Origin of the sequence: Methanomassiliicoccus sp. (assembly GCA_012719175.1) — an archaeon.
Lineage (GTDB): Archaea > Thermoplasmatota > Thermoplasmata > Methanomassiliicoccales > Methanomassiliicoccaceae > UBA6.
Map to the genome: position 1 here is coordinate 15,918 of JAAYAX010000014.1, position 25,425 is coordinate 41,342.

Sequence of the window (25,425 nt, forward strand, 5' to 3'; positions counted from 1 at the left end):
GAGCACCTCATTCGTCTCCTGAGTCCTGGAACAGGTCACCAAAACGGTCCTTCACCACGCTGGAGACCTCTTCGTTCTTGATGAGATATATGCAGCAGACCTTTCCGTCCCTCTCCCGGGTCACCACCGAGAGCTTATCACCTGGGGCCAATCCCGCCTTCTTCCTGATCTCCTTGGGGAGCACCATCTGCCCTCTATCGTCTATCGTCACTATGGCTGCGACCATGACCTCACTCCTGCTCGAAGCCTCGCAGCATTTCTCCTTCCTACGCCCCTTGATCATATGGCTATCACAACATCGATAATGTATATGAATTTTCTGAATATTCTGAATTCTATGAAAAATCATGCTCAATGGTAAAGGATAACATGCATATTCGCCATGCTGAACGTTCATGGACGAGATCGATGTAACTCTCTGCCGCCTCCTCATATACAACTCCCGGATGTCCTATTCCGAGCTGGCCAAGGCCGCGGGAATCAGCGTGCAGACCGCCCATCGCCGCGTCCAGGACCTCGTCGCCATGGGGGTCATCTCCAAGTTCAACGCTTCCTTCTCGGCCCGGGCATACCGCTCCACCTGGGTCCTGGTCCATGGGGTCTCCCAGGCACCGTCGTTGGAGTGCGTCCTTCAGGAGCTGAACGGTGAGAAGGAGATGGACATGGTGATGGTGTCATCAGGCAAGTATATCTACATCTCCGGTACCGTTCTGGACCCCGGCCGCATCAGCAGGTTCACGACCGCGGTGACGAAGATGGCGAAATTGGTACGCCCTGAAGTGGGCGTGGTCTATAACCCATCGCTGATGGACATCGACGAGGGTGTTACGATCTATCCATTGGACGTCAAGATAGTGTCGGCCCTGAAGGATGATTCCCGGAGGCCGGTGACCGAAGTAGCGAGAGAGCTGGGGCTGGCGCCTCGGACGGTCAACCGGCATATCCAACGCCTCATGAAGAGCATGCTCGTCCACTTCGCTTACGAGTGGTACCCGCAGCGGTCCGGCGACATCATGAGCGCCATCCATCTGAACATCAAGGAAGGGCAGGACCCCGAGAAGGTAGCGGTGGCGCTGGTCCGACGGCTGTCGACCCGGGAGATCATAACCTACAATTTCAGCGACCGACCGGATACAATCATATCAATGGTGTGGAGCTCCAGCATCCATGAGCTAAACGATCTGGTCATGGAGCTGGAGAGGGACGGAGTATTCAAGGAAGTAGTGCCAAGAGTGATCCTTGATGCCCGCTACTATGAGGGCATCAAAGGGACCATTCCCTCCAACGTCCAGTATGGTCCGAGATAGGTTTGGAGGTGCAAAGTTTCTCGAACCTCCGGGAAAAGATGGACGTGGTGGGCTCCCCTGGGAAATATTTTCTCATGACCCCTTGACGGAGAAAGAAGAGGAGAGCAGGCTCTCACCGCCATAAGGTGAACGAAATGAGAACATATCTCACTAAGGGGATGGGCGCGCTCATCCTCCTGTCATTTGTGCAGGCGGCCCTGCGGATCTTTTTCGCGGTAGGCCTGACCGGCAACCTGTGCGCGGAGACCCAGCAACAGATAATGGATATGGTGGACGGCCCTCTGACAGATTGGACGACGACCATCGCTCTGCCCTTCTTCGCCCTGGGGATATCGGGGGCTGTCGCCGCTGCAGGGTTGGTCCTGAACAGGAACTGGGGCCTATACGCAACCGTCCTTGTGTCCCTGGCCACGATCGCTTATGATCTATGGGCGGCCTTTGTCATCCAGCCCTCGGCGCTGTTCGGTCTGGTCATACCTGCGGCGTTCATCATCTATGTGGTAGGGGTCAGGGGGCGCGGGCATCACCGCACGGTGGTGAGCTGATGAGGGTCTTGGTGGCGTACGGTAGCAAGTACGGCTCCACAACCCGCCTGGCCGAGGTCATCGGAGAGGGGCTGAGAGGCGAGGGGCATGAAGTCGATGTCGTCGACCTGCGGTGCGGTCCTGAACCCGAGGTCACGAACTACGACATGGTCGTGCTGGGAAGCCCAGTGTTCGTGGGGAAATGGACCAAGGAGGCGAAGCGATTCCTGGAGGTCAAGGGACAGGAACTGTGCGAGCGGAAGGTGGCCCTGTTCGTAAGCTGCAGCGATGTCCTGTTCCCTGAGAAGATCGAGGCGGGGAGGAGGATGTATCTGGAGGATGTCGCCGCATCCGTCCCCGGTCTCCGGCCAGTATCGCTGGGGATGTTCGGTGGGGTCATCGACTTCTCCAGGTACGGGGCCCTAACCAAGGCTCTCCTGGCAGGGGTAGGGACCAAGAAGCAGCTGGTGGGTAGGGGGATCGATGTGAACAGCCCCTACGACTATCGCGACTGGGAGCAGATCAGGAGCTGGAGCAGGGATCTGTAGGGCATGCTTCAGTCATGGAACACGATGTTCTCATGGCTGATCACCGCGTTCCCGTTGACGTTCTTACCGGCGGCCTTCTCCTCTCTGCACTTCACCATCCTGGACTGCATCTCCGTGGAGGAGACGTTGGCCAGCCCCTTGGCGAAGGAGCCGATGCGGACGACATCACCCTTCTTGAACTTGCCATCTATGGAAGTGATGCCACATGGGAGCAGGGATCCACCGTCGCGCAGGGCGCGCTCGGCCCCCTCGTCCACCATGACCTTTCCACGGGGGCAGGCGAAGAGTATCCATCGCTCCCTGTTGCTGTAATGGGACTGTGCGGTGAAGAGGGTCCCCAGCTCCTCGCCCCGAGCTACGCGCACGATGACGTCGGGGGTTCGCCCGTTGGCTATGACCATGTTGCACCCTGACTGCATGGCTATGCGGGCGGCATTGATCTTGGTACGCATGCCTCCCGTGGACCGTTCCTTCCTCTTCTCCCCGGCGATCCTCTCCAGGTCCTTGGTGATCTCGTCCACCGTAGGGATGAGCTTGGCGTCCTTGTCCGCCTCGGGGTTGCGGTCGTAGAGGCCGTCCACGTCCGTTAGCAGGATGAGCAGGCCCGCGTCCATCTTGCTGGCCACCAGCGCGGAGAGCTTGTCGTTGTCACCGAAGATCTCCTCGATCTCATCGGTGGCGATCACATCGTTCTCGTTGACCACGGGCACGACCCCCAGGCGGAACATCTCGTCGAGTGCCTTGCGGAGATCGAGATAGCGGGCGCGATCGGAGAACGCTCCGTAGGTCAAGAGGACCTGCCCCACGCTCTTGCCGTACTTGCGGAAGGCGTCCCTCCATGCCAGCATCAGGGTGGCCTGCCCCACGGCGGCACAGGCCTGCTTCATGGCCACATCCTTCTTCTTCCCGTCCAGGGACAGCTCCGAGGACCCTGACCCGATCGCTCCAGAGGTCACCACGATGCTCTGTATGCCGTCCCGGTCCAGCTCCGCTACCTGCCGGGCGACCTCATCGATGTATCCCTGGTCCACGGTGCCATCATCCTGGCAGATGGTGTTGGTACCTATCTTGATGACGATCCGCTGGGGGTGGAGGTCCCTCATTGGATCTTCCTGTGGGTGAACTTGCGGCCTTCCTTACCCACGTACTCGGCCACGGTCTGACCGTGACCCCGCAGCTTGTACTTGTATATGATGAGCCCTTCCAGGCCGACCGGGCCCCGGGCGTGGGTCTTGTTGGTGGATATCCCCACCTCGGCCCCCAGGCCATAACGGTAACCGTCCGAGAAGCGGGTGGAGGCGTTCCACATTACCGAGGAGGAGTCGACCATGTCCATGAACATCTGGGCCGCTCTCTCGTCCGAGGTTATGATGGCATCAGTGTGATGGGAGGAGTAACGGTTGATATGGTCAATGGCCTCTCTTAGGGAGTCCACTATCTTGATGGACAGTATGAGGTCGTTGTACTCCGTTTCCCAGTCCTCGTTGCTGGCCTCCCTCACATCGATTATCTCGCGGACGCCGGCGTCGCCCCTGAGCTCCACCCCAGCGTGGGCGTAGTCCTCGGCCATGTGCGGCAGGAAGTCACCGGCTATGGATCTATGAACGAGGAGCGTTTCCATGGCGTTGCACACTGCCGGATACTGCACCTTGGCATCATGACAGACCTTGACCGCCATGTCTATGTCCGCTTCCTTGTCAACATAGGTGTGACATATCCCCGCGGCATGGCCTAGGACGGGGATCTTGGTGCTCTCCTTTATGGAGCGCACAAGCTCGTTGGAGCCGCGCGGGATTATCAGGTCTATCAGGTCATCATGCTTGAGGAGCTCCCGGAACTGCTCACGGGTGGAGAGCAGTTGCACCGCGTCCCGTAGCTGGTCATCCGAGGACAACGCATCCGCGATGGCGTCCGCCAGCGCCTCGTTGGTCTCCCTGGCCTCAGTTCCTCCCTTGAGGAGCACGGCGTTGCCGGAGCGTAGGCACAGGCAGGATATCTGCACCAAGGCCTCCGGTCGGGCCTCGAAGACCACGCCGATGACCCCTATGGGGCAGGAGACCTTATCGAGGATCAGACCGCCATCGAGCTCGGTGCGCGATATGAGCTTGCCCACGACCTCCTCTTGGGACTGCAGAGACCTGATGGATTCCAGGGACTCCTCGAGCTTGCTCCGGTCGTACCTGAGCCTCTTGATCAATACCTGGGATAGGCCTCCGGCACGAGCGGCCTCCATATCCCGGGAGTTGGCGGCGAGTATGTCCTCGGACCTAGCGGCGAGGGTCAGAGATATCTTATCCAGAGCAAGGTTGCGATCTTCCAGCGTCAGCGTGGCCAGACGGTACGATGCTTCCTTTGCCTTTATTGCCGCCTCTCGAACTTGGTCCATGGCAGGAAGGACAGATATCGTGCTAGTTTATAGATTTCGCTTCATTCGGCGGTCAGAGCAAGTCCATCATTGTTCGTAGGAATATGCCAGTATCATGCAAAGGATTATGGAATATTAATCACAACATTAGAATGGAAGAGGTGAGAAAAAAATGCTCAGGATGATGGTCTTCATCGTCATCATGGCCATGGTCGCCACGGTCTCGGCGGCGTTCAGCGCATTGACCACGCGCACGAAGGGTTTGTTGAGGTCCAATAAATAGGCATATTTTCAGCGAAGAAATGATCCAGGGTCCGATGGGTTTCTATCTCTGGGTAACAGAACTTGTTCATTGCATCCGTGTTCGACACAGGCGTGTGTAATTTCTACAACAAATGGTCTACACTGGGAACAGGACGATCTCCTGTTTTAACCTCATTTTAAATAAAATGACCATCGGACTAAAAGCGCGGCATTCACTACCTAGTAGTGTTGAGCAAAAGGAGCGAATGCCGCATGAAATACATTGGGCTGGACGTACATAAAGATTGCACGGTCGCCTGCGCGATAAGCGCAGGCGGCAAGGCCGTGATGAGCGCCGAGGTCAGAACGAACGCTTCCGGACTTCAGGAACTGCACGAACGTATGCACGGAACGGAGTATGCGGTGATGATGGAATCGAGCACCTACTCCTACGTCGTGTACCGTTTCTTCTCAAAGCTGGGCGTTGAAGCTTACGTCGTCCACGCTCGCAGCCTCAAGATGATAACGGACACGGACAAGAAGACCGACCGTCTGGACGCGGAATGGATCGGTCGCTGCCTCCGTCTGTGGAAGAACGGCGAGATCGAGCTGTCCATGTCCTACTTTCCGACGGAACGGGAGGCGGAGCTGAAGGACCTCTGCCGTTACAAGGAGGAGCTCTCTAACAAGCTGGGCGATGAAGTGAGGCGAATAAGATCGCACATGCACCGCAACTGTCTGGAACTGCCTCCGCAGTTCCAGGATATCTCGACGAAGAAGTCTAGAGAGTTCTTGTTAACGAGCTACGGGCACGATTACACCTTGATGAGGAGGGTCGATGGCTACGCAGCTCTGCTCAAGGAGTCGGAGCGTGTGGCCAGGGAGATCGAGCGTCGAGGTTCGAACGATAGGAACGTCGAACTTTTGGAATCGATACCGGGCATAGGACGGCAGACCGCCGTCCAGCTGATGTCCATGATCATCGACGTGAGCAGGTTCCAAGGTCCGGAGAAGCTGTGCGCGTACTTCGGCATGGTACCTCGAGTACGCGATTCAGGAGGCAAGGAACATCATGGTCGAATGACCAAGAACGGGGATCCCATGATGCGTTCCATCATCGAAGGCATAACTCTCTCGCACATCCGCTTCTGCGATTCGACGATAACTGAGTACTTCAAGCGCAAGTCCAGGGAGATGGGCGTCAAGAAGGCGCTCATGTCCGCGGCACGTAAGATGCTGGCCGTGATACACGCGGTCCTAGTGAGAGGAACGCCGTTCACACCTTGAATGGACGGTTCCACGTTCGATGCGCGCTCTACGAGACGAGAGGATGAGGACCGAGGACAATGCCGTCCTTCCTTTTTGCGGAGCTTGCCGCCTGTTAAAATCACGGAGACGTCCGGAGGTCCAGGCTCGAAATGTCATTCTGCGGACGCTGCCGCCTAAGTAAATTGGGATGTTCCTCGAACTCGAAGATGCTCGCACGGACGAGCGGTGGACAGCGCAAGCCATAAAGAACGGGCAACGCAATTCAGGATAAGCCGCGCTTTTAGTCAAAGTAAAAGGAAAGGGGGGGGTGGGACCTCCTCCCCACTTGATGTGTAAGATGTTCAACCTTTCAGCATGTCCTTCAGGTCGGCATCGGGATCGCCAACGGCCTTCCATCCGAACTTATCCTGGATGAGCTTCCAGTTGTTGGGGGTGATGAAAGCCGGAAGGGTGGGCCCGAGCCTGACATCACGGATCCCCAGTGCCAGCAGGGTTAGGACGATGGCCACTGCCTTTTGCTCGAACCAGGACAGCACGATGCTCAGAGGGAGATCGTTGACCTCCACATTGAACGCCTTGGACAGTTCCACCGCCAGTACGATGGCGGAGTATGTATCGTTGCACTGGCCTAGGTCAAGGAGCCGCGGTATGCCGCCGATATCCCCGAACTCCTGGTCATTGAACCTGTACTTGCCACAGGCAAGGGTCATGATCACGCTGTCCTGGGGTATCTTCTCTGCAAGCTGGGTGTAATAATCACGCCCAGGGGTGGCTCCGTCGCATCCTCCCACTAGGAAGAAGTGCTTCAACTTGCCGGTCTTCACCGCGTCTATGATCACTGGTGCCAAGGATAGGACCGCCTTGTGGTGAGCGCCGGTCAACATGTCGGGGCCTTGGCGTTCGGGAAGGTCCCCTATCCTCTTGGCATGCTCAATGATCTCGCTGAAGTCCTTACGGTCGGCGATGTGCTTCACTCCCGGGACCGCAGCCACGCTGGTGGTGTACAACCTGTCCTTGTAGCTCTCGGGTGGGATGAGCACACAGTTAGTCGTTACCAGAACTGGTCCGCCGAACTCATCGAACTCCTTCTTCTGCTTCTGCCAGGCTCCGCCATAGTTGCCGATAAGGTTCTTGTACTTCTTCAGCTCAGGATAGGCATTGGCGGGCAGCATCTCCCCATGGGTGTAAACGTTCACTCCCGTGCCCTGGGTCTGCTGCAGCAGGGCCTCCAGGTCCAGAAGGTCATGCCCAGTCACCAGGATCCCTGGCCCCTTAACGGTGCCCGTGCGAACCTTTGTAGGCCCAGGAAGTCCGAAATGCTCGGTGTTACCGGCATCGAGCATCTGCATGGCCTTGAGGTTTATCATCCCCGCCTTCATTAGCGTGTTCCATAGATCCTCCTGAGAGAAGTCAACGTTCGTCAAGGTCTTGAACAGAGCTTCCTCGATGAACTCATCCACCTCTGGGTCCGTCTTACCCAGCAGGCGGGCATGGTAGGCATATGCCGCGATCCCCTTGAGGCCGAAAAGCAGAGTGTCCATCAGGGATTGGACATCCTCGTCCTTCCCGCATACTCCCCGGACCGTACAAGCAATACCCTTCACGGTCTGCTGGCATTGGTTACAGAACATAGCCATGTGATCTCACCAATGTATCTACCCATCTTGAGATATATAACCTATCACATGATGAAAAATAAGATAATACGATTAAATAGTTATAAAAAATAGGCTTGTGCTGAAATGGTGCTTACTCTCGATGAAAAGGACAAGATAATCATTTCCATGTATTCTTCCGACCCCAATGTGTCCCAGGAGTCGATCGCCAAGGTGCTCCGCCTATCCCAGCCATCTGTCGCTAGCCGGGTGGCCAAACTGAGGGAGAGGGGCGCACTTGAACTGAACGCGGGAGTTAGCCCCTTGAGAATGGGCCTCTACCTGGCCAAGGTGGACCTGTCCTCGACGAACCCATCGGTGATCTTGAACAGGTTCGTCGATTGCCCCTATTTTGCCAATGGTTTCAGCGTCTCCGGCCGTCATAACCTTTGCCTGTTCTTCTTCAGTGAGAGCGTGACCACTCTGGAGTCCATAGTGAACGGCCACATACGGTCCGACCCTTCGGTCACGGATGTGGACTTCGATATCGTGATCTCCTCCCAGAAGGATTTCATAATACCTGTGAAGCTCAAGCCAGAGAGGAGCAGCAAGCCACCGTGCGGCATCAACCTCAACTGCACAGACTGCCCCTCCTTCAAGGGTAAAAAATGCATGGGCTGCCCGGTCACAGGCCAGTACCAAGGTACGTTCTATTGAGCATCAGAACTATCGTCCCAGCCCTTTGTCCTCCTCGGACGGCATTTCCCCCGGCCATGGGGCCATTTCCCTCATCAGGGGCTTGGTGATGGACATCAGCAGGGCCGAGGTGACCTTGAGCCGGGCCCCGACCTTGACATCGTAATAGAAGTCGCCCTTGTCCTTGTAGAACTCGTAATCTGCTGGCAACCATTCCTTGGTCTCCAAGCTGGCGTTCTTGAAGAAACGGAAGCGCATGTATTCCGAGAACGAGGGGCGCATGACCTTCTTTTCGAGCACTCTGTAGAACCTCGCGGCCTCTCGCTGGAGGCGAGCGCTCCTCTTGGCTAGGGCCCGGGGACTTATGGGCCACGGGAGCTGCAGATATGCTAGCTCGCTAACGACCTCAGGGCCGCCTAAGGCGATGCGCAGGGCATCCAGGGTCTTTTTAAGACCCGCCCCTCCGTTCGCCACTATCATCACCTTCTTGCCATAGAACCGGGGGCGGTGGTTGGTGTATGCCATGCGATCCATGAAGTTCTTCATCAGGGCGCTGACGTTCTGCACATAGCCCGGGGATACAAGGATGATGCCGTCTGCACCATCGATCTTCTCTTCGATCATCGTCCTGTTATCCTTGATGGGGCACAATCCTTCCCCTGCCCTGATGCAGGTGAAGCATCCCCGACAGGACTTGAGGTCGGCGTCCACAAGGTGAAGGCGCTCCACCTGCACCGGCCCCATCCGATTTAACGCCAGCTCGATCTCCTCTACGACCTTCGTGCCAGTTCCGTTCCTTCGAGGACTTCCCATGATGGCAAGGACCTTCATCCGCAAGCCTCTGTATCAGGACCATTACGAAGCAGCGCTAAAAAATGATATCCATTGGTGCCGGGTACCTTCACATTCATCCAAGAACATCACATCCTTGATGCTTCAGGGTCATATTCTAGACCGAGCACGGGATCCAGCATCCCTAGAGATCGATCTCGGTCTCGGCCTCGCCCCACAGTGCTGTGAGCTTGCCCCCGTCCTTCATGAAGACCATACCGTCCAGATATCCTATCCATCCGTCCTGCTCGTATTGGGTTCCGAACAGTGTATCGCGGAGGAGTATCAGCTCCCAATCATGGGATACATGGATATCCAGGCGTGTGGTTCCGCAGGGATCGGTCAGGCGCTCCAATATGGGGTGGAGGACCTTGTCCGATGCGTCCGGCGCCGGCAGTATCCACTCCTTGTCGATCTCCCCGTTGAACCATGCGCGTATGAAGCCGTGCCCGAGCCTGTCAGCCACTTCCAACGTCCTATCGTCCAAGAGGTAGGGGGCGCACAGGTCCCAGGTCTCGGTGCAGCTGAGGACCTTGTTGCCATTTCCCGCAAGGCCGACGGACATGGCCTCTGCGGTCTCCCGGCAGCGCACCGCGGGACTGTGGAAGAACCGCACCTGGCGTTCTCCAGCTATTCCCTCGCCGAACCTCCGGGCATTCTCACGTCCCTTCTCATTGAGCCCCACTCCCAGGCTCTCGGTCACGGTAGCGATGGGGGGCCTATCGGCATGACGCACGATCGCGGCCATCGTCACATCCCTGTTCTGGTTCAGAAGATCTAAGATCCTGCACCCGTTCATCATGCACCCGGCCAAGAGATAAGGGGAGCACCTAGTTCATTGTTTGGGGGGATCCTGAGATGCGGCCAGCAACCTGTGCTGACCCTCTGCGAATATTATCTCGAACCGTGCTCCCTGTCCCGATACCCCCGTCTCCCTGATATCCACACCAGTTATCGACAATATCTCTTTGGACAGGAAGAGGCCGAACCCCGATGTGGAGTTTCTCCTCAGGAAGAGGCGGGACTTGTCCCTGATGCCGACCCCGTTATCCTGGAAGGAGAGGACCAAGTGGCCGTTCTCCTCTTTGGTGCTAACCACCAGGACCGAGCCTTTGCTATGGCGGACCACGTTCTGAGCTAGATTGTAGAAGACCTTCCCGATCATGGAATCAGCGAAGATCATGTAGTCATCCACCTCCACCTTCACGCTCAGAGATGCCTTATCCAGGGGGATAAGCGAGTTAATGAGGGATTCCCGGAGGTCGAACCACCTCGGTGCATTGATGCCAATATCCTGATAGTCCTTGGCGAAGGCTACGTGCCTCTCGATGGATTGCACGCTGCCCCGCGCCTTGGATAGAAGCTTGCGGACCTCAGCATCGGTCGTCCTTTCTATGGCCAGGGTTAGATATCCATCTAGGACCATGGCCTGGTTATTGATGTCGTGCCGGGTGATGGAGCTGAGGAGGTTCCATTTCCTATTGGCCTGCCTCAACGCTTCCTCCTTCATCTCCTTCTCGGTTATGTCCTCGATGACACCATCTATAAGGGAGATATCGCCCTCGTGATCAAAGAGGGCCGTCAGGGTCATGGAACCGAGGATAATGCCTCCCGACCTGATCTTCATGCGGACCTTCCTGTCCTTGACCCTTCCCCCCCTTTTAAGCTCTGCCAATATGACATCACGGTCATGTGGATCTTGATAGAACCCGTCCGGATCGGCCTCCAGTATCGTCTCCTCGCTCTCGTAACCAAGTATCCTGCACAAGGCAGGATTGGCCTGGATCACCCGTCCCATGTTCTTAATGTCGCTCCGAAAGATCCCCACGTTGACGTTCTCGATCAAGGTGCGGTACTTGTTCTCGCTGTCCTGAAGGGCTTTGAGGGTAGCGTGCAGCTCGTCGATCTGCTCCTGCAGTTGGGGATAGTAGCTCTTGCGGTGAGAGGTCTCACCCAGGCCTATGATCTTCTGGCGGAGCGCTTCCGCCCGGATCTCATCCTCAGAGCGCGCCATGGAACAATCTCGCTATATCCTCCCTGTGGACGGGACGGGGGTTGGTGACATGACAGGCATCGTTGAATGCATTCTCGGTCAAGTAAGGGATGTTCTCCTCCTTGACGCCCATCTTTGACAACCCCGTATCTATGTCCAACCTATCGATGAGCTCCCGGAGCCGGGAGAGTATGCTCTCCAGTCCACCGGTACCGTCTGATCCTTTCCTGTCCATTGCCGCTTCCAGCGCGGAGTATCTATCGCGGACCGCAGAATAATTGAAGGCCACCACGACCTCCAGGAGCTTGGCGTTGCACTCTCCATGAGGGTAATCGAGGTATCCTCCCAGACTGTGGGCCATGGAGTGCACCAAGCCCAGGCTGGCATTGGAGAAGGCCAGACCAGCGTACATGCTTCCCAGCATCACCTTCTCCCTATGCCTTAGTTCGCCGGGTTCTTCGTAGGCCAGCGGCAAGTATCGGGCGATCATCTTGGTGGCCTCCAGGGCGTACATGTCCGTCATGTACGAGGAGGCATTGGACACATAGGACTCGAAGGCATGGGACAAGGCGTCGATCCCGGTCTCAGCGGTGAGGTTGGGCGACATGGTGAGCGTCACCTCAGGATCGATGAGCGAGACGTCAGGCACCATGGCTTTGCTGATGATGCTGAACTTGCGCATCTTGTTCTCATCGGAGATTATGGCGAACTGCGATACGTCGGCGGAGGAGCCAGCCGTGGTGGGTATGCATATCATCGGTGGTCCGGGCACGGCGACCTCGTCTACCCCCTCCAGATCAAGTACGTGGCAGCTGTTCGTCACCACCGCACCTATAGCCTTGGCACAGTCCATGGGGCTTCCTCCCCCCACGGCCACCAGAAGGTCGCACTCGTTTTCCTGGTACTTCTGAGAGCCCTTGGCCACCTCCGATGTCCGGGGATTGGACGATACGCTGTCGAAAAGCACCAGTTGTAGCCCCTGACTTTCAAGCTCATCCCGCACCTCTCCGGTCCATCCCGCCTTGATGACACCCGGGTCGCTGACCAAGAACACGTTGCGACCGTGTAGGGTCTTCGCATATTGCCCTACAAGATTTCTAGATCCATTTCCAAGGATTATCTCGGGTGCGACAAACTTCCGGACAGGGAACTGTTCAGACATCTGAGACCTTTTTTCTTCCAGGCGATCATGCCCTAATAACATTTCCGTCATAATCCCAGCAAATGATTTTACCCTGTCGGGAACGTTACGAGGTCGGTCCTTCGGAGGGAAATTATTGAGCTTCCCCTCCGGCCCTTCTGCCTTCCCCTGTTGATGGAGGATCAGGTTGCAGATATACGCCGGAGAGAGATAAAGAGTGAGCGAAAGGCCCTGTCCGAAGGCAGAGGATGTTGTGTGCCGCTCTTCTAATATTGCCTCGATGCATTTCCGGTACGATGAGAGACAGAGCCATGAGCATCGGATGGTTCACCACCGCCCGAGGTCCGGGATCACTCAACCTGTTCAGTACGTTGATGGATTGGATCCACAGCGGAGATATCGACGCCAAGGTGTCCTTCGTGTTCATCAACCGCGATGTGAAGGGCAACGCCTATCGCCAGTGCCTGATAGACATGGCCACAAAGGAAGGGATACCGGTGATCCTCTTCCCTTCAGACAGCTTCAGGCCGGACCTGAAGATTAAGGACCTGGAGAGATGGAGGGATGCTTATGGTGAAGGTCTGAGGGAGCACATCGCCGATCACCCCATGGACTTCGGGGTGCTCGCAGGATACATGCTCATCATCGATCCGATAACGTGTCAAAGATACGATATTATAAACCTCCATCCTGCCCTCCCTGACACCTACACCGGTACTTGGGAGGAGATCGTGGGGAAGGTTGTGGAGAACCGCGATCCCTGCTATGGGGCAACGGTCCACGTCTGCAGCCCGGAGCTGGACCGAGGGGCCATCGTGGCCTACGATTCGTTCCCGACGGAATCTATCGTGAACGCTCCCATATCTGCAGATGAAAAGGCCCGGAAGGTCCGCGCCGAGGAACTGAGGAGGGAGGCCCCGTTGCTGATGGAGTCCATCAGGATGCTGGTGGATGGGGAGGTCTCCATCCGGAAAGGCAAGGTGCATGATAGTGACGGTGTTGAAGCAAAGGGATGCTCGGACCTCTCAGCCAGGGTCAGCCAGGCCTTGGAGCGGAGCATGTGAGGGGCGCACGATTCGCAGGCCGAGCAAGGTCGCTCGGAATGGTCTCTTTAAACCTCTTTATATACATTATCTCCGTTTCATGACGCCGATTTTCAGGTGAGACGAGAATGGAGCTTACTATATCCCCGGGGGACCACGGGAATCTGGAGGATTACGACCGAACGTACAGTGAGTTCAACTGGTCGTCCGTGGAAAGGGAGTTCGACTGGTCCAATGGCGGAGCGTACAATGTGGCCGCTGAGGCCATCGACCGCCATGCCCGCAACTGGAGGCGCAACAAGATCGCGCTGTACGCTATGCAGGCCCGGGGAGAGGTACGTAAGTTCACGTTCGGGGACATCGCCGAGATGTCGAGCCGTTTCGCCTCAGGGCTGGAGAGACTTGGTGCAGTCAAGGGCGACCGCATCTTCGTTTTCCTGGACCGTACTGCGGAACTTTACATCTCAGTACTGGGGATAACCAAGATGGGGGGCATAGCGGGACCTCTGTTCTCAGCGCTGGGTCCGGACGCCGTTAAGGACAGGGCCCTCGACTGTGGTGCTCGCTTCATCGTTACCTCCCCCTACTTGTACAAGCGTCTGGAGCCCATAATGGACGACCTCGTGGATGTTGAGATGTTCATCATCGTGGGGGGCAGCGATGGTCTGGGGGAGAACACCATCAGCATCGAGGATCTCATGGAGTCGGGGAGCCCCAGCTACCGGGCGGTCAACATGGAGCCTACCGATCCCTACATCATCCACTACACCTCCGGCTCCACCGGAAAGCCTAAAGGGGTCCTTCTAGGGCACAAGGCCATGATCCAGCAGCTCATGACCTGCCGCTATGTGGTCGATCTCAAGGAGGAGGATACATACTGGTGCACCGCCGATCCTGGCTGGGTCACAGGTACTTCGGTAGGCATATTCGGACCATGGTTCCTGGGAACGACGATCGTCTCTTACGAGGGTCGTTTCGATGCCCGGGCATGGTACTCTCTTATAGAACGGTTCAAGGTCAGCGTGTGGTTCACCGCTCCCACCGCCCTGAGGATGCTCATGAGGGCGGGCAATGAGGTGGTCAAGGGCTATGACCTCTCCGCGCTCCGCCATATATGTTCAGCAGGGGAGCCCCTTAACCCTGAGGTGATCCGCTGGGGCCTGGAGGTTCTGGGAAGGCGGATACATGACAACTGGTGGCAGACGGAGACCGGGGCGCCATGCATATCCAACTACCGATCCATGACCATAAAACCTGGCTCCATGGGGAAGCCTATCCCGGGGATGGTCGCCGCGGTGGTGGACGAGAACGGAATGGAGCTCCCTCCCCGGCAGGAGGGGTTCCTGGCGCTGCGCCCGGGGTGGCCGGCGATGATGGTGGGCATATGGAGGAACACTCCCAAGTTCAAGGAGTACTTTGAGATCCCTGGCTGGTACATCTCCGGTGACCAGGCCTACAGGGACGAGGACGGGTACATCTGGTTCCTGGGCCGCGTGGACGATGTCATCAAGACCTCCGGCGAGAGGCTGGGACCGTTCGAGGTGGAGTCGGCCCTGATAGAACATCCGGCCGTGGCGGAGTCGGGGGTCATCGGAAAACCGGACGAGCTGCGCGGCGAGATCGTGAAGGCTTTCATCATCCTCCGCCCAGGTTTCACGCCATCGGAGAAGCTGAAGGAGGAGATCACGGTCTTCGTGAAGACCCGGCTTGCGTATTACGCCTACCCGCGGGAGCTAGAGTTCGTGGACAGTCTCCCTAAGACCCGCTCTGGCAAGATCATGAGGCGGGTGCTCAAGGCCCGGGAATTGGGGCAGTCTCCCGGGGATATCACCATGCTGGACGAGTGAGCGGCCCCGCTGCTCTCGCACGATCTTTCGGTCAGTCATCCATGGTTTCCTTGCCAGGACGATGCTGCAGGCGGGACTTTTACTGAGCTACATTACGTTCTTGCTCTAAGCTGCAGCCTGAGGATGATGAACTCCGCCGGCTTCAAGGCCGCGAAACCCACATGCAGGTTCAACAGGCCATTTCTTAACTCATCGGCTGACGTGGTATCGTTGCCGCATCTCACAAAGAAAGCATCACGAGGTACGGTGCCCGGGAACGCTCCTTTGTGGAACAGGGCGAGAAGGAACGCCTCCACCGAGACGCGGACCTTGGACCACAGGGGCCGGTCGTTGGCCTCGAACATCGTCCACTCCAGGCCCTTTTGCAAGCTCTTCTCTATGAAAAGATAAAGTCGACGTACGGGGAGATACTTCCACTCTGAGGTGGAGAGGTCTGCACCATCGAGGGTCCTACCGCCCCAGATGACCACCCTGCCACCAGGCAGCTTCCGCAGACAGTTGATCGCCAACGTGTTCAAGAAACTCAACTCGCCGTCGCTCAGCCTAAGAGCGGTCTCACCCGCGCCCTTGATCACGGCCTCGGTCCCTGCGGGAACCTTCCACACTCCTCTTAGGGAATCGTTGCGGACGATCACACCGGCCACCGCTCCTGCAGGGGGTGCTGAGCGGGTCTGTCCAGGGCCATCAGGGACCATCAGGTTAGGGAAATACAGGGCTGCATCCTTGGCCACAGCCCCCAATGCCGTCCGAATCCCTTCTATGCCATTCCTCGCATCATCGACGGTGGACCATCCCCGAGGTGCGTCCAGCAGGAGGATGGCCCTGTTCGCCCGGCAACGGTCCGCAGCGGCTGCCAGTATAGAGGGCTCCATCATCTGGTCCTCCCTGTATGGGGGGATGTACAGGATATCAAAGCCATCTGTCCGGTCCAGTGCGTTCATCCCTCCTCCGTCCGCACCGATGATGCTGGACGCATCGAGGGGGAGGCCGTCGCTGCCGCCGACCGCCAGGAACCTGCCTGCCGATACGGTCCTTACCTCTTCACCGTGCTCCTTGAAGCGCACGATCCTGGATCCCTCCTTCAGGACCTTGTCCACCTGTCTGGGACCATCCCCCATAGTTAGCTCGCGGTGAACTTCTGCGGGAACGTTCATCCCCGTTCCGGAGACCATTACCTCAAGGTTGAACGGTTCTCCTTCACGGAGTCCTTGCTTCCTTGTGGGGCGGGAACTTCTCGCGAGATCCACAGACACAATTATGCTTCGCCCCCATAGGCCCTCGCTGGCCGCTTCCAGTGTGAAAGCGCCCAGATCTATCACGGCCTTAGGATTATCGGAGCTTTGGGGATCGGGCCTGAACACGCGGACTACGATCAGCTCTTTGCCGTCATTTCCGAAGAACAACTCCACCGCCCCCTCTAAGGTCGTACCTAATGCTCCATTCCCGAAGTTCGCATGGAATTCGGACACATTGCTCACCTTCACCGGCACTCCCGCCGGGCCCATAGTGGACCTGCCAATGAACAAAGCCCGGGAGGTCGGGGAGGGAGAGATGGGGGGCACTGCGGTCGCTATCTCCTGAACATAAACGCCTGGAAGCTGGTATCTTGGCATATCCCATCCCTCTTTTTTCTATTAAGGAGTTCTGCCCCCAACATATGATGTCATGGGCCCTCCTACTACTGGGTTAAAGCCTTCCATCCACAAAAAACAGGGCTCTGGTACACAGCGGACCAGGCGCTCGTACTTTACCCGATATGAAGGAAGGGGTGTTTATTACAATGGACATTTTTATGATATGATAATGGTGTATCCCTCAGCAGAGGGGGTTAATGTGAAAGCGGTTGTCATTTACGACACTGTATCGGAGGCAAAGGTAACTGGCAAGGTGGCCGAGACCATAGTGAGCTGCCTAAAGGCCAACGGAGTATCCGTGGACTCGTACTACGTGGAGGATGTTGCCAAGGCCAACCTCAAGGACTATGACTGCATGATCTTGGGCGCACCGACCATGGCCTGGAAGCCCTCGACAAGGATGAAAGGCTTCCTCGATGGCCTAAAGGGAAATCCCATCTCCGGGAACTTGGCCGCGACCTTCGACACGCAGCTGAAGTCTTTCATGAGCGGAGACGCCACCAAGCACATGGAGAAGCACCTGAGGGACATGGGCATGAACATCGTCGTCCCAGCGCTGCTCGCTTACGTGGAGACCAAGGATAAGAGGTATCAGCTCCGGGAAGGTGAGGTCCAGCGGGTCATGACGTGGTGCAAAGAGCTCGCCAATGCTCTGAGCCCGAAGTCCTGAAAGGTTCAAATCTTCATAGAGAGGAAGGTGCGGGGCATGCCGCTGTCTGGCTCAAGATGTCCGCATATGACCGGATTGACCAACAGCGCCGTCTAGGAGTCACGATGGCCCTCATTCGTCATCTGTACCTTCTCTTGACCATCACCGTTCCGAGAACGATGGTGGTTGCCAGGGCAAGGATGAGCGCGAGAAGCAAGGCGTTGCTGCCCACATTCCCATCATCGGCGGCCGACAACCTGGAGGTGCCCATGGAGGTGCCCTCTCCACCTACCACCTTCACGTCCATGGTCAGGGGCTCGAACCCTTCCTGCTCCACATTTATGGTATAGGAGCCAGCCGTGATGTTACTGAAGGTGTACTGGCCGAAGGCATTTGTGCTGGTGGTCATTCCGCTGCTCAGCTCCACTATCACATTGGCTAAGGGAGTGCCTTCTTCATTCGTCAGCGTTCCGCTGATATCCCCGGTCCCTACGGAGCTGAACATCCATGTTGTTCCCACTTCATTGCCGGCGAGGTCCTGACCATGCACGACCACGGAATAGTGGCGATCCCTCTCCAAGAAGGGGGGTGTGCACCTGGCCTCGTTTCCGCTCCAGGATATGGGCGTTTGGACACCGTCTACTGTTATGATCACAGAAGCAGTTCTCATCGTCTCGGAGAACTGGATGACTATGTCCGAGGTCATATCGACGCTATCACCAGTGGGTGTGACCTCGGCAGTGGGGGCCACGGTGTCGATTATGACGGACACGGAGCGCTCACATAGGTTTCCCGCCGCGTCGTATGCACGCACGTATAGAGTACAACATCCGTCATCCAGGTCTGTAAAGAAGTGGCTTGTCGATGTTGTGGAGATCCAGGTGATGCCGTCGATGCTTACCTCATAGTGGCCTATCAGCGACAGAGCATCGCTGGCCGACCAGGTAATAGTGACCGAGGAGGTGTTGAGATACGAGCCATCGACAGGCGGGAAAAGGACGAGGTCTGGACCGGTGGAGTCCTGGATGAAGGATACCGAGGCTACAGTAGCATGTCCGGCCGCATCAGTCACCTTGACATATGCGGTGTGGAAACCGTCGCCCGCCTGGAACTCATAGGTTGTCCCGTACACGCTGGTCCAGGTGCTCCCATCAAAGCTGACCTCCGTCAACATTATGCCCGAGTTGTCGGAGGCGAACCACGTAAGGACGCTGCTCCCTACAAACTCACTGCTGGTGGGCGCGGTGATGGTCAGCACGGGGGCGGACATATCGATCCTGACCACGATGGACCTTATGATCTCGGTGTTACCGGCCGCGTCGATAGAATAGTATTGAACGGTGTGGCTGCCATCTCCGCTAACGATGAAGCTGTCGCCGTACTCGGTCCATGGGCCGCTGTCGATCCTGTACCTAATGGAGGAGACACCACTGGATGTGTCGCTGAGCGTTAACGTCACCGTCACATTGTAGGGGTTCCAGTGCGGGGGTGAGGCTCCATCGGTGGACACTGCGGTGACGGGGGCGGTGTGATCGTAGATAGTACTGGCGTCGTAGAACAGGGGCTCGTTCTCCATGTTGCCTGTGAGGTCTGTGGCCACGGAGTAGAATCTATACTCCCCCTGCTGGCCACCAACCTCATCGAAATAGAACATGACACTGGTGCCGCTCCATACGCCCGAGGGATTGTTTGAGGGCGCATACAGGGTGTAGGTCCCAGAGCCTCCAAAGCTGTAGTAGATCTGCAAGTTCCCATCCCATTGGGCGGACCCATCTATCACATGGCACGCCAGGGCAGTGGTGTTCGATGACGTGAAGGCCGGTAGTGGGCCCACGAATGAGGATGGGACAGTGGTATCGGCTACCGTCAGAACTATGTCGTCGAGGTAGACGCCCTCATATTCGTCGTTCAAGGCATCGCTATGGAAGCTGAACCTGACCATGGTCGTCCCGTTGGATAAGTGGAGCTGAGCGTGATCCCAGCCTCCAGAGAATGTAAGAGGCTGTGTCCATATCTGTACCCATCCTCCTTGCACATTATACGCCTCAATGTACAGTCGGTCAGGAAGACTGCTGCCTCCGGTCGAGGCCCAATAATGGAAGGTGAGGTGGACCAGACCATGATCTGTTAGGTCCGGTAGGTTCATCAGCAAGTAACTTTCCATGTTGGTGTCGTAATATCCGTTGATCACGTTCGGATAACCGTTCGTACCGCTCCCCGAGGCCGCGCACCAGGCGCTGGACGACCCGGAGCTCGATATTTTACCAATGATGCCCCAGGTGTCGGTCCCGGATGCGGTGTTCTCGTCGGAGCATCCAATGTCAGATGATGAATCCTCGAAACCTGTGTACGCGATGACCTCTGATCCGGTCCACTGGACGTTGTCGATTCGGCCACAATCCCCGCCGGCACTGACAAACTCGTCCTTCTCGTAGCTCCAGGTCAGATTGTGCAGGCCCGAAGGGAGGACGAGGTCCATCCTCGCCCAACCTTGCTCCCCTGATATCTCGTAGATAGGGGAACCGTCCACATGGAAGCGTAGGAAATCGTAGCCTGTCTCCGAGGACACCTTCCAATCGAAGGAAATGGTGCCTGGACCGTCCACGAAGGCGATGAACATGGATGCGTTCCTGTCCCCAACATCACCGCTTTGCAGCGAGGACGAGCTTCCGTTGCCCGAATCCACGGCCACCCACTGGGCATTTCCAGCGAAGCTCAGAGCCTGATAGTCCCAATCGAGGGCATCGCCCGTGGAGATCTCGCTCAGAGGCCTCTGCGACAAATACGATCGACATGGGATGACCGCGGGAAGCCCGGAGGCCATGTCGGTGATCGTGCTCGCCTTTCCATGACAGTAGCCGTTTGCATATTCCTCTACGCGGAAGGAGGAAAGCGTGGGACTCTCCCCAGAGGAATAGGCGATCACCGAGCTCCCGATCTCCAGGACGATATCCACCGTGGACAGGCCTAGATAGCTTGAGAGCGCGGATATGTCCAGGCACATGAAATAGGGCATCCCATAGATCGTCGGGGAGCCCCCTGTGTACGCGCAGATATAAGGCTCGACTATGGCCAGGGTTTGTCCGCTGGAAACGCTGACAGCTGAGATCGTGATCCTGGCGTCCCTTCCAGGGGCCACATCGTAGTGCCACACCGCCAGGGCCGAGGGCGTGTCCTCCTCCAGGGTGACGAACCCCGCTTCTCCCCCGTGGCTGACCAGTTCCAGGAAGGCATCGTAGGTGATGTAGTAAAAGCCTTCTTCGCCCCAGTCCGAACCCCAGGAGTTGGCGACCTTGAAAACGCCCTGTTCCCCGTTATCGCTCATCCCATCGTAGTAACCCACGATGGTCTGGGCGTGATTGGGCTCCAGGGCGGAGTACTCGCCGGAGGAGATGATGTTGTTCCTGTTCCCCTTCCAGTCAGCGAAATTGTACAAGAACTCGCTGGCATAGATGGAAAAAACCACAGGGGTCCCCGAAGACAATAGCGACTTGATGGTGGTGATCTCGGTCAGAGCGTTGTAGGATATGGCGTGGTAAGAATCGGCCTGATAGGCTGCGGCCTCCCTCCACGCCTTCTCGCCCCCCCATACATTGGCGTTTGTCTGATAGGGCATGGTCTCCAGTGTGGCCACGCCGATGGTCTTCGCCACCTCAGTGTTGGCCCCCAGATAACTGCCCAGGTCAGACCCGCCGTTCTGAAGATCGTACGTCCACAATGGGCTTAACAGTTCAGAAGGGTAGTTGAACGATGCGTTCGTCCAGCCGTTAGCCTTCGCCGTCAGGTATCCTAGGGCATAGTAGATCTCCGCCCACGCTCCGCAGGACCCGAGACTGCTCTGGTCCCCGATCGCCGGGAAATATACGGATGTGGACAGGTCCACGCTGGAGGATCCACTGAGAGATGGCGCTGTCACACGGTCAACAACGGAAACATTGCCCACCATCGCCCCCCACTCCTCTGATGTAGGTTTCCTGAGGCCGGTGGCCTTCACCGCGGGTGCGGAGTTACCATCATAGACGCCGATGGTGGACCTCAGCTCCTCCATCTCGCTCTGGGTCATAAGGTGGGATTCGGTGATCAGTGGATCGGCATCATCGGAGGGGTCGCCGATCTCAACAATATCGTTGCCGCCTGGGCCTTCCACATCATCACTGCTATCACCGGCCATCGATAGCTCTACCGGTGCAGATAGCATCGATACCATGAACATCAGGCAAAGGCCGATGGCGGAGATCGGTGGGATGGGGCGCATCATCGTTCCTGTCGCTGCTTTGGCTCAATAAAATTATTTAATATGTTTTTATACTTTCACTTCTATAAATCAAACAGCGAAATATTGTCATAACGAAATAAGGCCCCTCAGGCGTGATGATCCATGTCAGTGTCGATCGTGGTGATCGATACAAACTGGAGACCTGCGTTGAAAAGGTCGAGTGAGGCAGGGAAGCATCAGCTGAGCTGAGCAAAAGGCCTACGTCTATGATATCTCTAAATCACCTACTCCCAGCATACGGGTTTATCTGGGATGCTCAGCAGTCGGGGAAGATCCTGTCGATCCGATTACCCAACTGAGATAGTCCACCGAACCCTCAGCGACATCGTATCGGACTATACAGGGAACATCGTAGGGATGCAGCTGCTTGATCGTCTTTACCACATTATAGAAGTCCTGGGAACGGATCTTCAGGATAGAGGCGAACTCCGTGGCCTCCTCGATCTCTCCCTTCCACCGGTAGATGGAGCTTACGGCGAAGATGTTGGAGCAGGCCGCGAGGCGTAGCTCTATCAACGACCTGGAAATGGCACGAGCGGTTCGCTCGTCGGGATAAGTTACGAAAACTGAGGACACCTCATTTTTCATGTATCTAAAAAGGCAGTAATTGCGATAAGAAGCCTGTCTCCTTTAATGAAAGAAGTCCACTGGATATCGAAAAAGGGGATTCCGTCAAGAAGTGCTCCATCTCCTATCCAGACAACAACCTGATCCTCATATCAAAGCCGTGAAAACTCTTATAACGAGGCTTCCAGAAACCTCTTTTTTTTCCGCTCGAGAGAGTCATGATCAATTCCCCCGATCCTGCCTCTTGGTCGGGGAGGACGTTCCACTGAATGACAATTATGTTCTCCATTCTATCTTATTCATGCCAAGGGAGTAAGATGTCCAGGATATTCGCCAACTCCCGTCATACCGTCAGGCGTTAGGATCACGAAAAAGTGATATGATCTATGATATGTCGGTGAGGATGAAAAATATGCATTAAAGGCTTATTATCTCTCAATTTCATTGTCATTGAAGGTTATTCCATGGAAGTGGTTCTCATCCTGTTTAAAAGCGACCTGCCCAAGGATAAGGTCATAAGTAACTTCGAGGCAAGAGCGGACCTTTATCGTGCCGTGCCTGGCCTAGTGCAGAAGTATTACATCCATGACGAAGCGACCGGTCATTTTGGTGGCATCCATATCTTCGATTCCATTGGGAGTGCTGAGGCGTTCATGAGCTCGGATCTGGCGAAGAGCATCGGCAGTACACAAAAATCCCATGAGCCGCCGACCGTTCGACTCCTTCATGTGGACCTGGTCCTTCATTGAGGCCAACATTCAACTGGCGATGCGAAAGGCTCAATTGGATCAAAAGAAAGGTGTTTAGCCGTCCAGATCATATTTTGCCAAATAACGCCAGATTCACCTTGAAGAACAGTAGATTGGATAAAGGTTGAGTGCTCCCGCCGGGATTTGAACCCGGGTGTCGGACTCGAAAGGCCCGAATGATTGACCGGACTACACTACGGGAGCGAGTGGCAGTTCGATAAGAGAAGTTATACTTAATCCTTGTTGGGAAAGGACGAGCTTGTCCGATTTGGGAAGACCCTATGGCAGAAGAGCTAGACCGGTCTCTTCCTCTCGCTCAAATTATGGCCTCGCACCAGAAGGAGCGGTCGCCGTATTCAAGTTCGCACTGGACGGGACCTTGACAGGTCCATTTATCCTCGTTGTGAGACGATATTTACCGGTCGGCACCCCGATGATGAAGGTGACCCCCTTGCCCGGTTCACCCATCTCGGCGATGGTCATGCCGCTATGTTTTAGGATCGCCTTGGAGAGGTACAGCCCCAGGCCAGTCCTTCTTCCACAGCCTTTGGTGAAAAGGTTCTGCCTGAAGGCCTCGGGTATGCCCTCCCCGTCATCACAATATATGACGTCCAGACCTCCCTCTCTTTCCTTCGAGGTGATGGTGATCCGTGACACCGTCCCGCCGTGTGCCATGGAGTTGTCCACGAGATTGTAGAGCACCTTCTCCAGCAGAGCATCGGCCAACATCTCAAGACCGTTGACGTCCTGGACCATACGGGCCCCTTTGAGGTTGACGGTCCCCTCGATCCTTTGTAACACCTTGCCCAAGTCCTGCCACTCGGGAGCGCGCTGACCCATCTCCTGATAGTCCTTGGCGAACGTAAGCTGTCCCTTGATCACCTGGGCGGCCTGAGAGATGGAAGCGAGGTGCCTCTTTACATCCGGAGCATCGACCTTCAGGTCCGCCAGGGAAGCATGGCCCTCGAGGATGGTCAGCTGGTTGAGGACATCATGACGCGTTATGCTGTTCATGAGTTCGAGCATATCATTCGCATTCCGAGCCTCCTCCTCCGCCCGCACCTGCGGGGTGACCTCTCTCAAGGTGATGTTTCGGCCCACCACGATACCGTCATGATCCCTGACGGAGAATATCCTGATGACGAAGAAACGGTCCGGTAGCAGCTCGTGCACCCCGCCCTCGTTGAGGACAGGCTCGGAGGCGCTGTTCAGCCGCTCCATCGGGAACCGTGGGAACACCGCATCTAATCTTTCATCATCGACGGGACGCCCGTCCTCCACCAGGGTCTCCACGGATGGGTTGTGGAACATGATGACGTTCTTATCGTCAAGGATCATGATCATGCCCTTCATCGTGCTCACTGCTTTGTCCAACGCATAGGGGATCATGGAGAACAGCTCGAAACCAAAAGCCCCGATGAACAGCAGGACATTACTGACAAGGAAGCCTAGGGAGACGAGGAGGCAACCAGGAAGAACGTAGACGTCCTGGTAGTTCAGCACCACGATGATGACCTGCAACCCGCAGGCCATGCAGGTGATCCCCACCCGGTAGCGATGGGCTCGGGAGACATGAATGTAGTGCCAGATCAGAGCTATCATTCCCGATGTCAGGAGAGTTACGGCATAGACCACATAGGCAAGGAAGAAGGGGCCGTAAACAGCATCGAAGGAGCGGTAGAAGTCATCGGAGATCTGGGTGCTGACGTAGAACAGGTGATGGTAGGGATTGGTGATCAACGCTAGGTAGAAGATCACCGCGGGAACGCTTATTGCAACCAGCAGCCTACGATCCAACTTCAACTTCGTGGAGAATTGGAAAGTGAAAACGAAGAACAACGGCAAGGAGGCCAGATATCCAATGTACTCTATGTTGTTCCACCACAGCTTGGTGGAGAGATCCGGAGAGGAGGCGTCCAGGAGGTAGGCCCAGACGATTATGGTCTCGGCCATCATAAGAAGGGCGAAGGGCCTTCGGAAGTCACGTCGGCTTCGTCTCCACGCCATCACTGCCAGACCGGTCGAAATGACGGTCAGGAGCACCGCAATGACTATTAGGAACGCTACGTCCTCCATTGCGCTGGAACCATATGAATTAGGATTTAATCATATCTTGGTGATTATTATAAATTGTTATTATATCATCCA

Annotated in this window: 21 protein-coding genes and 1 tRNA gene; 9 read left to right on the forward strand and 13 right to left on the reverse strand. The window is 56.3% G+C overall.

Going from position 1 to position 25,425, the window contains the following annotated elements; genetic code table 11:
* Positions 1-7 precede the first annotated feature (7 nt).
* Positions 8-283, reverse strand: coding sequence for an AbrB/MazE/SpoVT family DNA-binding domain-containing protein (locus GXX95_10450; protein ID NLT38558.1), 276 nt, complete (start codon positions 281-283; stop codon positions 8-10).
* Positions 284-395: 112 nt separating this feature from the next.
* Here GXX95_10450 and GXX95_10455 point away from each other — a divergent pair, with 112 nt between their 5' ends.
* From GXX95_10455 to GXX95_10465, 3 genes are all read left to right on the forward strand, one after another.
* Positions 396-1,307 carry an AsnC family transcriptional regulator gene (locus tag GXX95_10455; protein ID NLT38559.1) on the forward strand — a complete coding sequence of 304 codons (912 nt, stop codon included), beginning with the start codon at positions 396-398 and terminating at the stop codon, positions 1,305-1,307.
* A 134-nt stretch (positions 1,308-1,441) separates the two neighbouring features.
* Positions 1,442-1,852: a hypothetical protein gene (locus GXX95_10460; protein ID NLT38560.1), complete on the forward strand. Its 411-nt coding sequence runs from the start codon at positions 1,442-1,444 to the stop codon at positions 1,850-1,852.
* On the forward strand, positions 1,852-2,379 hold the full coding sequence (locus tag GXX95_10465) for a nitric oxide synthase (GenBank protein ID NLT38561.1): 528 nt from the start codon (positions 1,852-1,854) through the stop codon (positions 2,377-2,379). Before GXX95_10460 ends, GXX95_10465 begins: the two co-directional genes overlap by 1 nt.
* Before the next feature lie 8 nt (positions 2,380-2,387).
* Here GXX95_10465 and proB read toward each other — a convergent pair whose 3' ends face one another.
* A complete protein-coding gene (proB, locus tag GXX95_10470; protein ID NLT38562.1) occupies positions 2,388-3,482 on the reverse strand; it encodes a glutamate 5-kinase in 1,095 nt (364 codons plus the stop codon).
* A complete protein-coding gene (locus GXX95_10475; GenBank protein NLT38563.1) occupies positions 3,479-4,765 on the reverse strand; it encodes a glutamate-5-semialdehyde dehydrogenase in 1,287 nt (428 codons plus the stop codon). Before GXX95_10475 ends, proB begins: the two co-directional genes overlap by 4 nt.
* Positions 4,766-5,260: 495 nt before the next feature.
* Between GXX95_10475 and GXX95_10480 the strand changes: the two genes are divergently transcribed.
* On the forward strand, positions 5,261-6,274 hold the full coding sequence (locus tag GXX95_10480; GenBank protein ID NLT38564.1) for an IS110 family transposase: 1,014 nt from the start codon (positions 5,261-5,263) through the stop codon (positions 6,272-6,274).
* A 323-nt stretch (positions 6,275-6,597) separates the two neighbouring features.
* Here the strand turns inward: GXX95_10480 and hcp are convergent, their stop codons facing one another.
* Positions 6,598-7,887: a hydroxylamine reductase gene (gene hcp, locus GXX95_10485; GenBank protein NLT38565.1), complete on the reverse strand. Its 1,290-nt coding sequence runs from the start codon at positions 7,885-7,887 to the stop codon at positions 6,598-6,600.
* A 111-nt stretch (positions 7,888-7,998) separates the two neighbouring features.
* Between hcp and GXX95_10490 the strand changes: the two genes are divergently transcribed.
* Complete coding sequence (locus tag GXX95_10490; GenBank protein ID NLT38566.1) at positions 7,999-8,568, forward strand: Lrp/AsnC family transcriptional regulator; 570 nt, start codon at positions 7,999-8,001, stop codon at positions 8,566-8,568.
* Positions 8,569-8,577: 9 nt separating this feature from the next.
* Here GXX95_10490 and GXX95_10495 read toward each other — a convergent pair whose 3' ends face one another.
* From GXX95_10495 to GXX95_10510, 4 genes are all read right to left on the reverse strand, one after another.
* On the reverse strand, positions 8,578-9,378 hold the full coding sequence (locus GXX95_10495) for a flavodoxin family protein (protein NLT38567.1): 801 nt from the start codon (positions 9,376-9,378) through the stop codon (positions 8,578-8,580).
* A 145-nt stretch (positions 9,379-9,523) separates the two neighbouring features.
* Complete coding sequence (locus tag GXX95_10500; GenBank protein NLT38568.1) at positions 9,524-10,126, reverse strand: histidine phosphatase family protein; 603 nt, start codon at positions 10,124-10,126, stop codon at positions 9,524-9,526.
* Between the two features lie 87 nt (positions 10,127-10,213).
* On the reverse strand, positions 10,214-11,392 hold the full coding sequence (locus tag GXX95_10505) for a PAS domain S-box protein (protein NLT38569.1): 1,179 nt from the start codon (positions 11,390-11,392) through the stop codon (positions 10,214-10,216).
* The gene (locus GXX95_10510) at positions 11,379-12,533 is read right to left on the reverse strand and encodes an iron-containing alcohol dehydrogenase (protein NLT38570.1); all 1,155 of its coding nucleotides are present in this window, start codon (positions 12,531-12,533) and stop codon (positions 11,379-11,381) included. The genes GXX95_10505 and GXX95_10510 overlap by 14 nt, the downstream gene beginning before the upstream one ends.
* Before the next feature lie 290 nt (positions 12,534-12,823).
* Here GXX95_10510 and GXX95_10515 point away from each other — a divergent pair, with 290 nt between their 5' ends.
* A complete protein-coding gene (locus tag GXX95_10515) occupies positions 12,824-13,576 on the forward strand; it encodes a hypothetical protein (GenBank protein NLT38571.1) in 753 nt (250 codons plus the stop codon).
* A gap of 107 nt (positions 13,577-13,683) precedes the next feature.
* Positions 13,684-15,402, forward strand: a complete 1,719-nt coding sequence (gene acsA / locus GXX95_10520) for an acetate--CoA ligase (GenBank protein NLT38572.1) — start codon at positions 13,684-13,686, stop codon at positions 15,400-15,402.
* A 92-nt stretch (positions 15,403-15,494) separates the two neighbouring features.
* On the opposite strand, the gene GXX95_10525 is transcribed toward acsA, so the two are convergent.
* Entirely contained in the window at positions 15,495-17,015 is a 1,521-nt protein-coding gene (locus GXX95_10525) for a hypothetical protein (protein ID NLT38573.1), read from the reverse strand.
* Between the two features lie 220 nt (positions 17,016-17,235).
* Between GXX95_10525 and GXX95_10530 the strand changes: the two genes are divergently transcribed.
* A complete protein-coding gene (locus tag GXX95_10530) occupies positions 17,236-17,706 on the forward strand; it encodes a hypothetical protein (GenBank protein ID NLT38574.1) in 471 nt (156 codons plus the stop codon).
* 118 nt (positions 17,707-17,824) lie between these two features.
* Here GXX95_10530 and GXX95_10535 read toward each other — a convergent pair whose 3' ends face one another.
* Positions 17,825-21,943, reverse strand: a complete 4,119-nt coding sequence (locus GXX95_10535) for a hypothetical protein (GenBank protein NLT38575.1) — start codon at positions 21,941-21,943, stop codon at positions 17,825-17,827.
* A gap of 261 nt (positions 21,944-22,204) precedes the next feature.
* Positions 22,205-22,537, reverse strand: coding sequence for a divalent-cation tolerance protein CutA (locus GXX95_10540; GenBank protein ID NLT38576.1), 333 nt, complete (start codon positions 22,535-22,537; stop codon positions 22,205-22,207).
* Between the two features lie 455 nt (positions 22,538-22,992).
* On the opposite strand from GXX95_10540, the gene GXX95_10545 reads away from it, so the two are divergent.
* Positions 22,993-23,277 (forward strand): YdhR family protein, encoded by a 285-nt coding sequence (locus GXX95_10545; GenBank protein ID NLT38577.1) that lies wholly within the window; start codon positions 22,993-22,995, stop codon positions 23,275-23,277.
* Between the two features lie 129 nt (positions 23,278-23,406).
* Here GXX95_10545 and GXX95_10550 read toward each other — a convergent pair.
* Together GXX95_10550 and GXX95_10555 are read right to left on the reverse strand one after the other, a co-directional pair.
* A tRNA-Glu gene (locus GXX95_10550) sits at positions 23,407-23,481 on the reverse strand.
* A 117-nt stretch (positions 23,482-23,598) separates the two neighbouring features.
* Positions 23,599-25,353 carry a hypothetical protein gene (locus tag GXX95_10555; GenBank protein NLT38578.1) on the reverse strand — a complete coding sequence of 585 codons (1,755 nt, stop codon included), beginning with the start codon at positions 25,351-25,353 and terminating at the stop codon, positions 23,599-23,601.
* Positions 25,354-25,425: the final 72 nt, after the last annotated feature.

Bases quoted from the DNA above. Each gene is read 5' to 3' on its own strand.
- GXX95_10515 (NLT38571.1), top strand. From the start codon at position 12,824: ATGAGCATCGGATGGTTCACCACCGCCCGAGGTCCGGGATCACTCAAC.
- GXX95_10500 (NLT38568.1), bottom strand. From the start codon at position 10,126: ATGGCCGCGATCGTGCGTCATGCCGATAGGCCCCCCATCGCTACCGTG.
- GXX95_10545 (NLT38577.1), top strand. From the start codon at position 22,993: ATGGAAGTGGTTCTCATCCTGTTTAAAAGCGACCTGCCCAAGGATAAG.
- GXX95_10555 (NLT38578.1), bottom strand. From the start codon at position 25,353: ATGGAGGACGTAGCGTTCCTAATAGTCATTGCGGTGCTCCTGACCGTC.
- acsA (NLT38572.1), top strand. From the start codon at position 13,684: ATGGAGCTTACTATATCCCCGGGGGACCACGGGAATCTGGAGGATTAC.
- GXX95_10490 (NLT38566.1), top strand. From the start codon at position 7,999: ATGGTGCTTACTCTCGATGAAAAGGACAAGATAATCATTTCCATGTAT.
- GXX95_10505 (NLT38569.1), bottom strand. From the start codon at position 11,392: ATGGCGCGCTCTGAGGATGAGATCCGGGCGGAAGCGCTCCGCCAGAAG.
- hcp (NLT38565.1), bottom strand. From the start codon at position 7,887: ATGTTCTGTAACCAATGCCAGCAGACCGTGAAGGGTATTGCTTGTACG.
- GXX95_10495 (NLT38567.1), bottom strand. From the start codon at position 9,378: ATGAAGGTCCTTGCCATCATGGGAAGTCCTCGAAGGAACGGAACTGGC.
- GXX95_10475 (NLT38563.1), bottom strand. From the start codon at position 4,765: ATGGACCAAGTTCGAGAGGCGGCAATAAAGGCAAAGGAAGCATCGTAC.
- GXX95_10525 (NLT38573.1), bottom strand. From the start codon at position 17,015: ATGCCAAGATACCAGCTTCCAGGCGTTTATGTTCAGGAGATAGCGACC.
- GXX95_10510 (NLT38570.1), bottom strand. From the start codon at position 12,533: ATGTCTGAACAGTTCCCTGTCCGGAAGTTTGTCGCACCCGAGATAATC.
- GXX95_10450 (NLT38558.1), bottom strand. From the start codon at position 283: ATGATCAAGGGGCGTAGGAAGGAGAAATGCTGCGAGGCTTCGAGCAGG.
- GXX95_10465 (NLT38561.1), top strand. From the start codon at position 1,852: ATGAGGGTCTTGGTGGCGTACGGTAGCAAGTACGGCTCCACAACCCGC.
- GXX95_10460 (NLT38560.1), top strand. From the start codon at position 1,442: ATGAGAACATATCTCACTAAGGGGATGGGCGCGCTCATCCTCCTGTCA.
- proB (NLT38562.1), bottom strand. From the start codon at position 3,482: ATGAGGGACCTCCACCCCCAGCGGATCGTCATCAAGATAGGTACCAAC.
- GXX95_10480 (NLT38564.1), top strand. From the start codon at position 5,261: ATGAAATACATTGGGCTGGACGTACATAAAGATTGCACGGTCGCCTGC.
- GXX95_10455 (NLT38559.1), top strand. From the start codon at position 396: ATGGACGAGATCGATGTAACTCTCTGCCGCCTCCTCATATACAACTCC.
- GXX95_10535 (NLT38575.1), bottom strand. From the start codon at position 21,943: ATGATGCGCCCCATCCCACCGATCTCCGCCATCGGCCTTTGCCTGATG.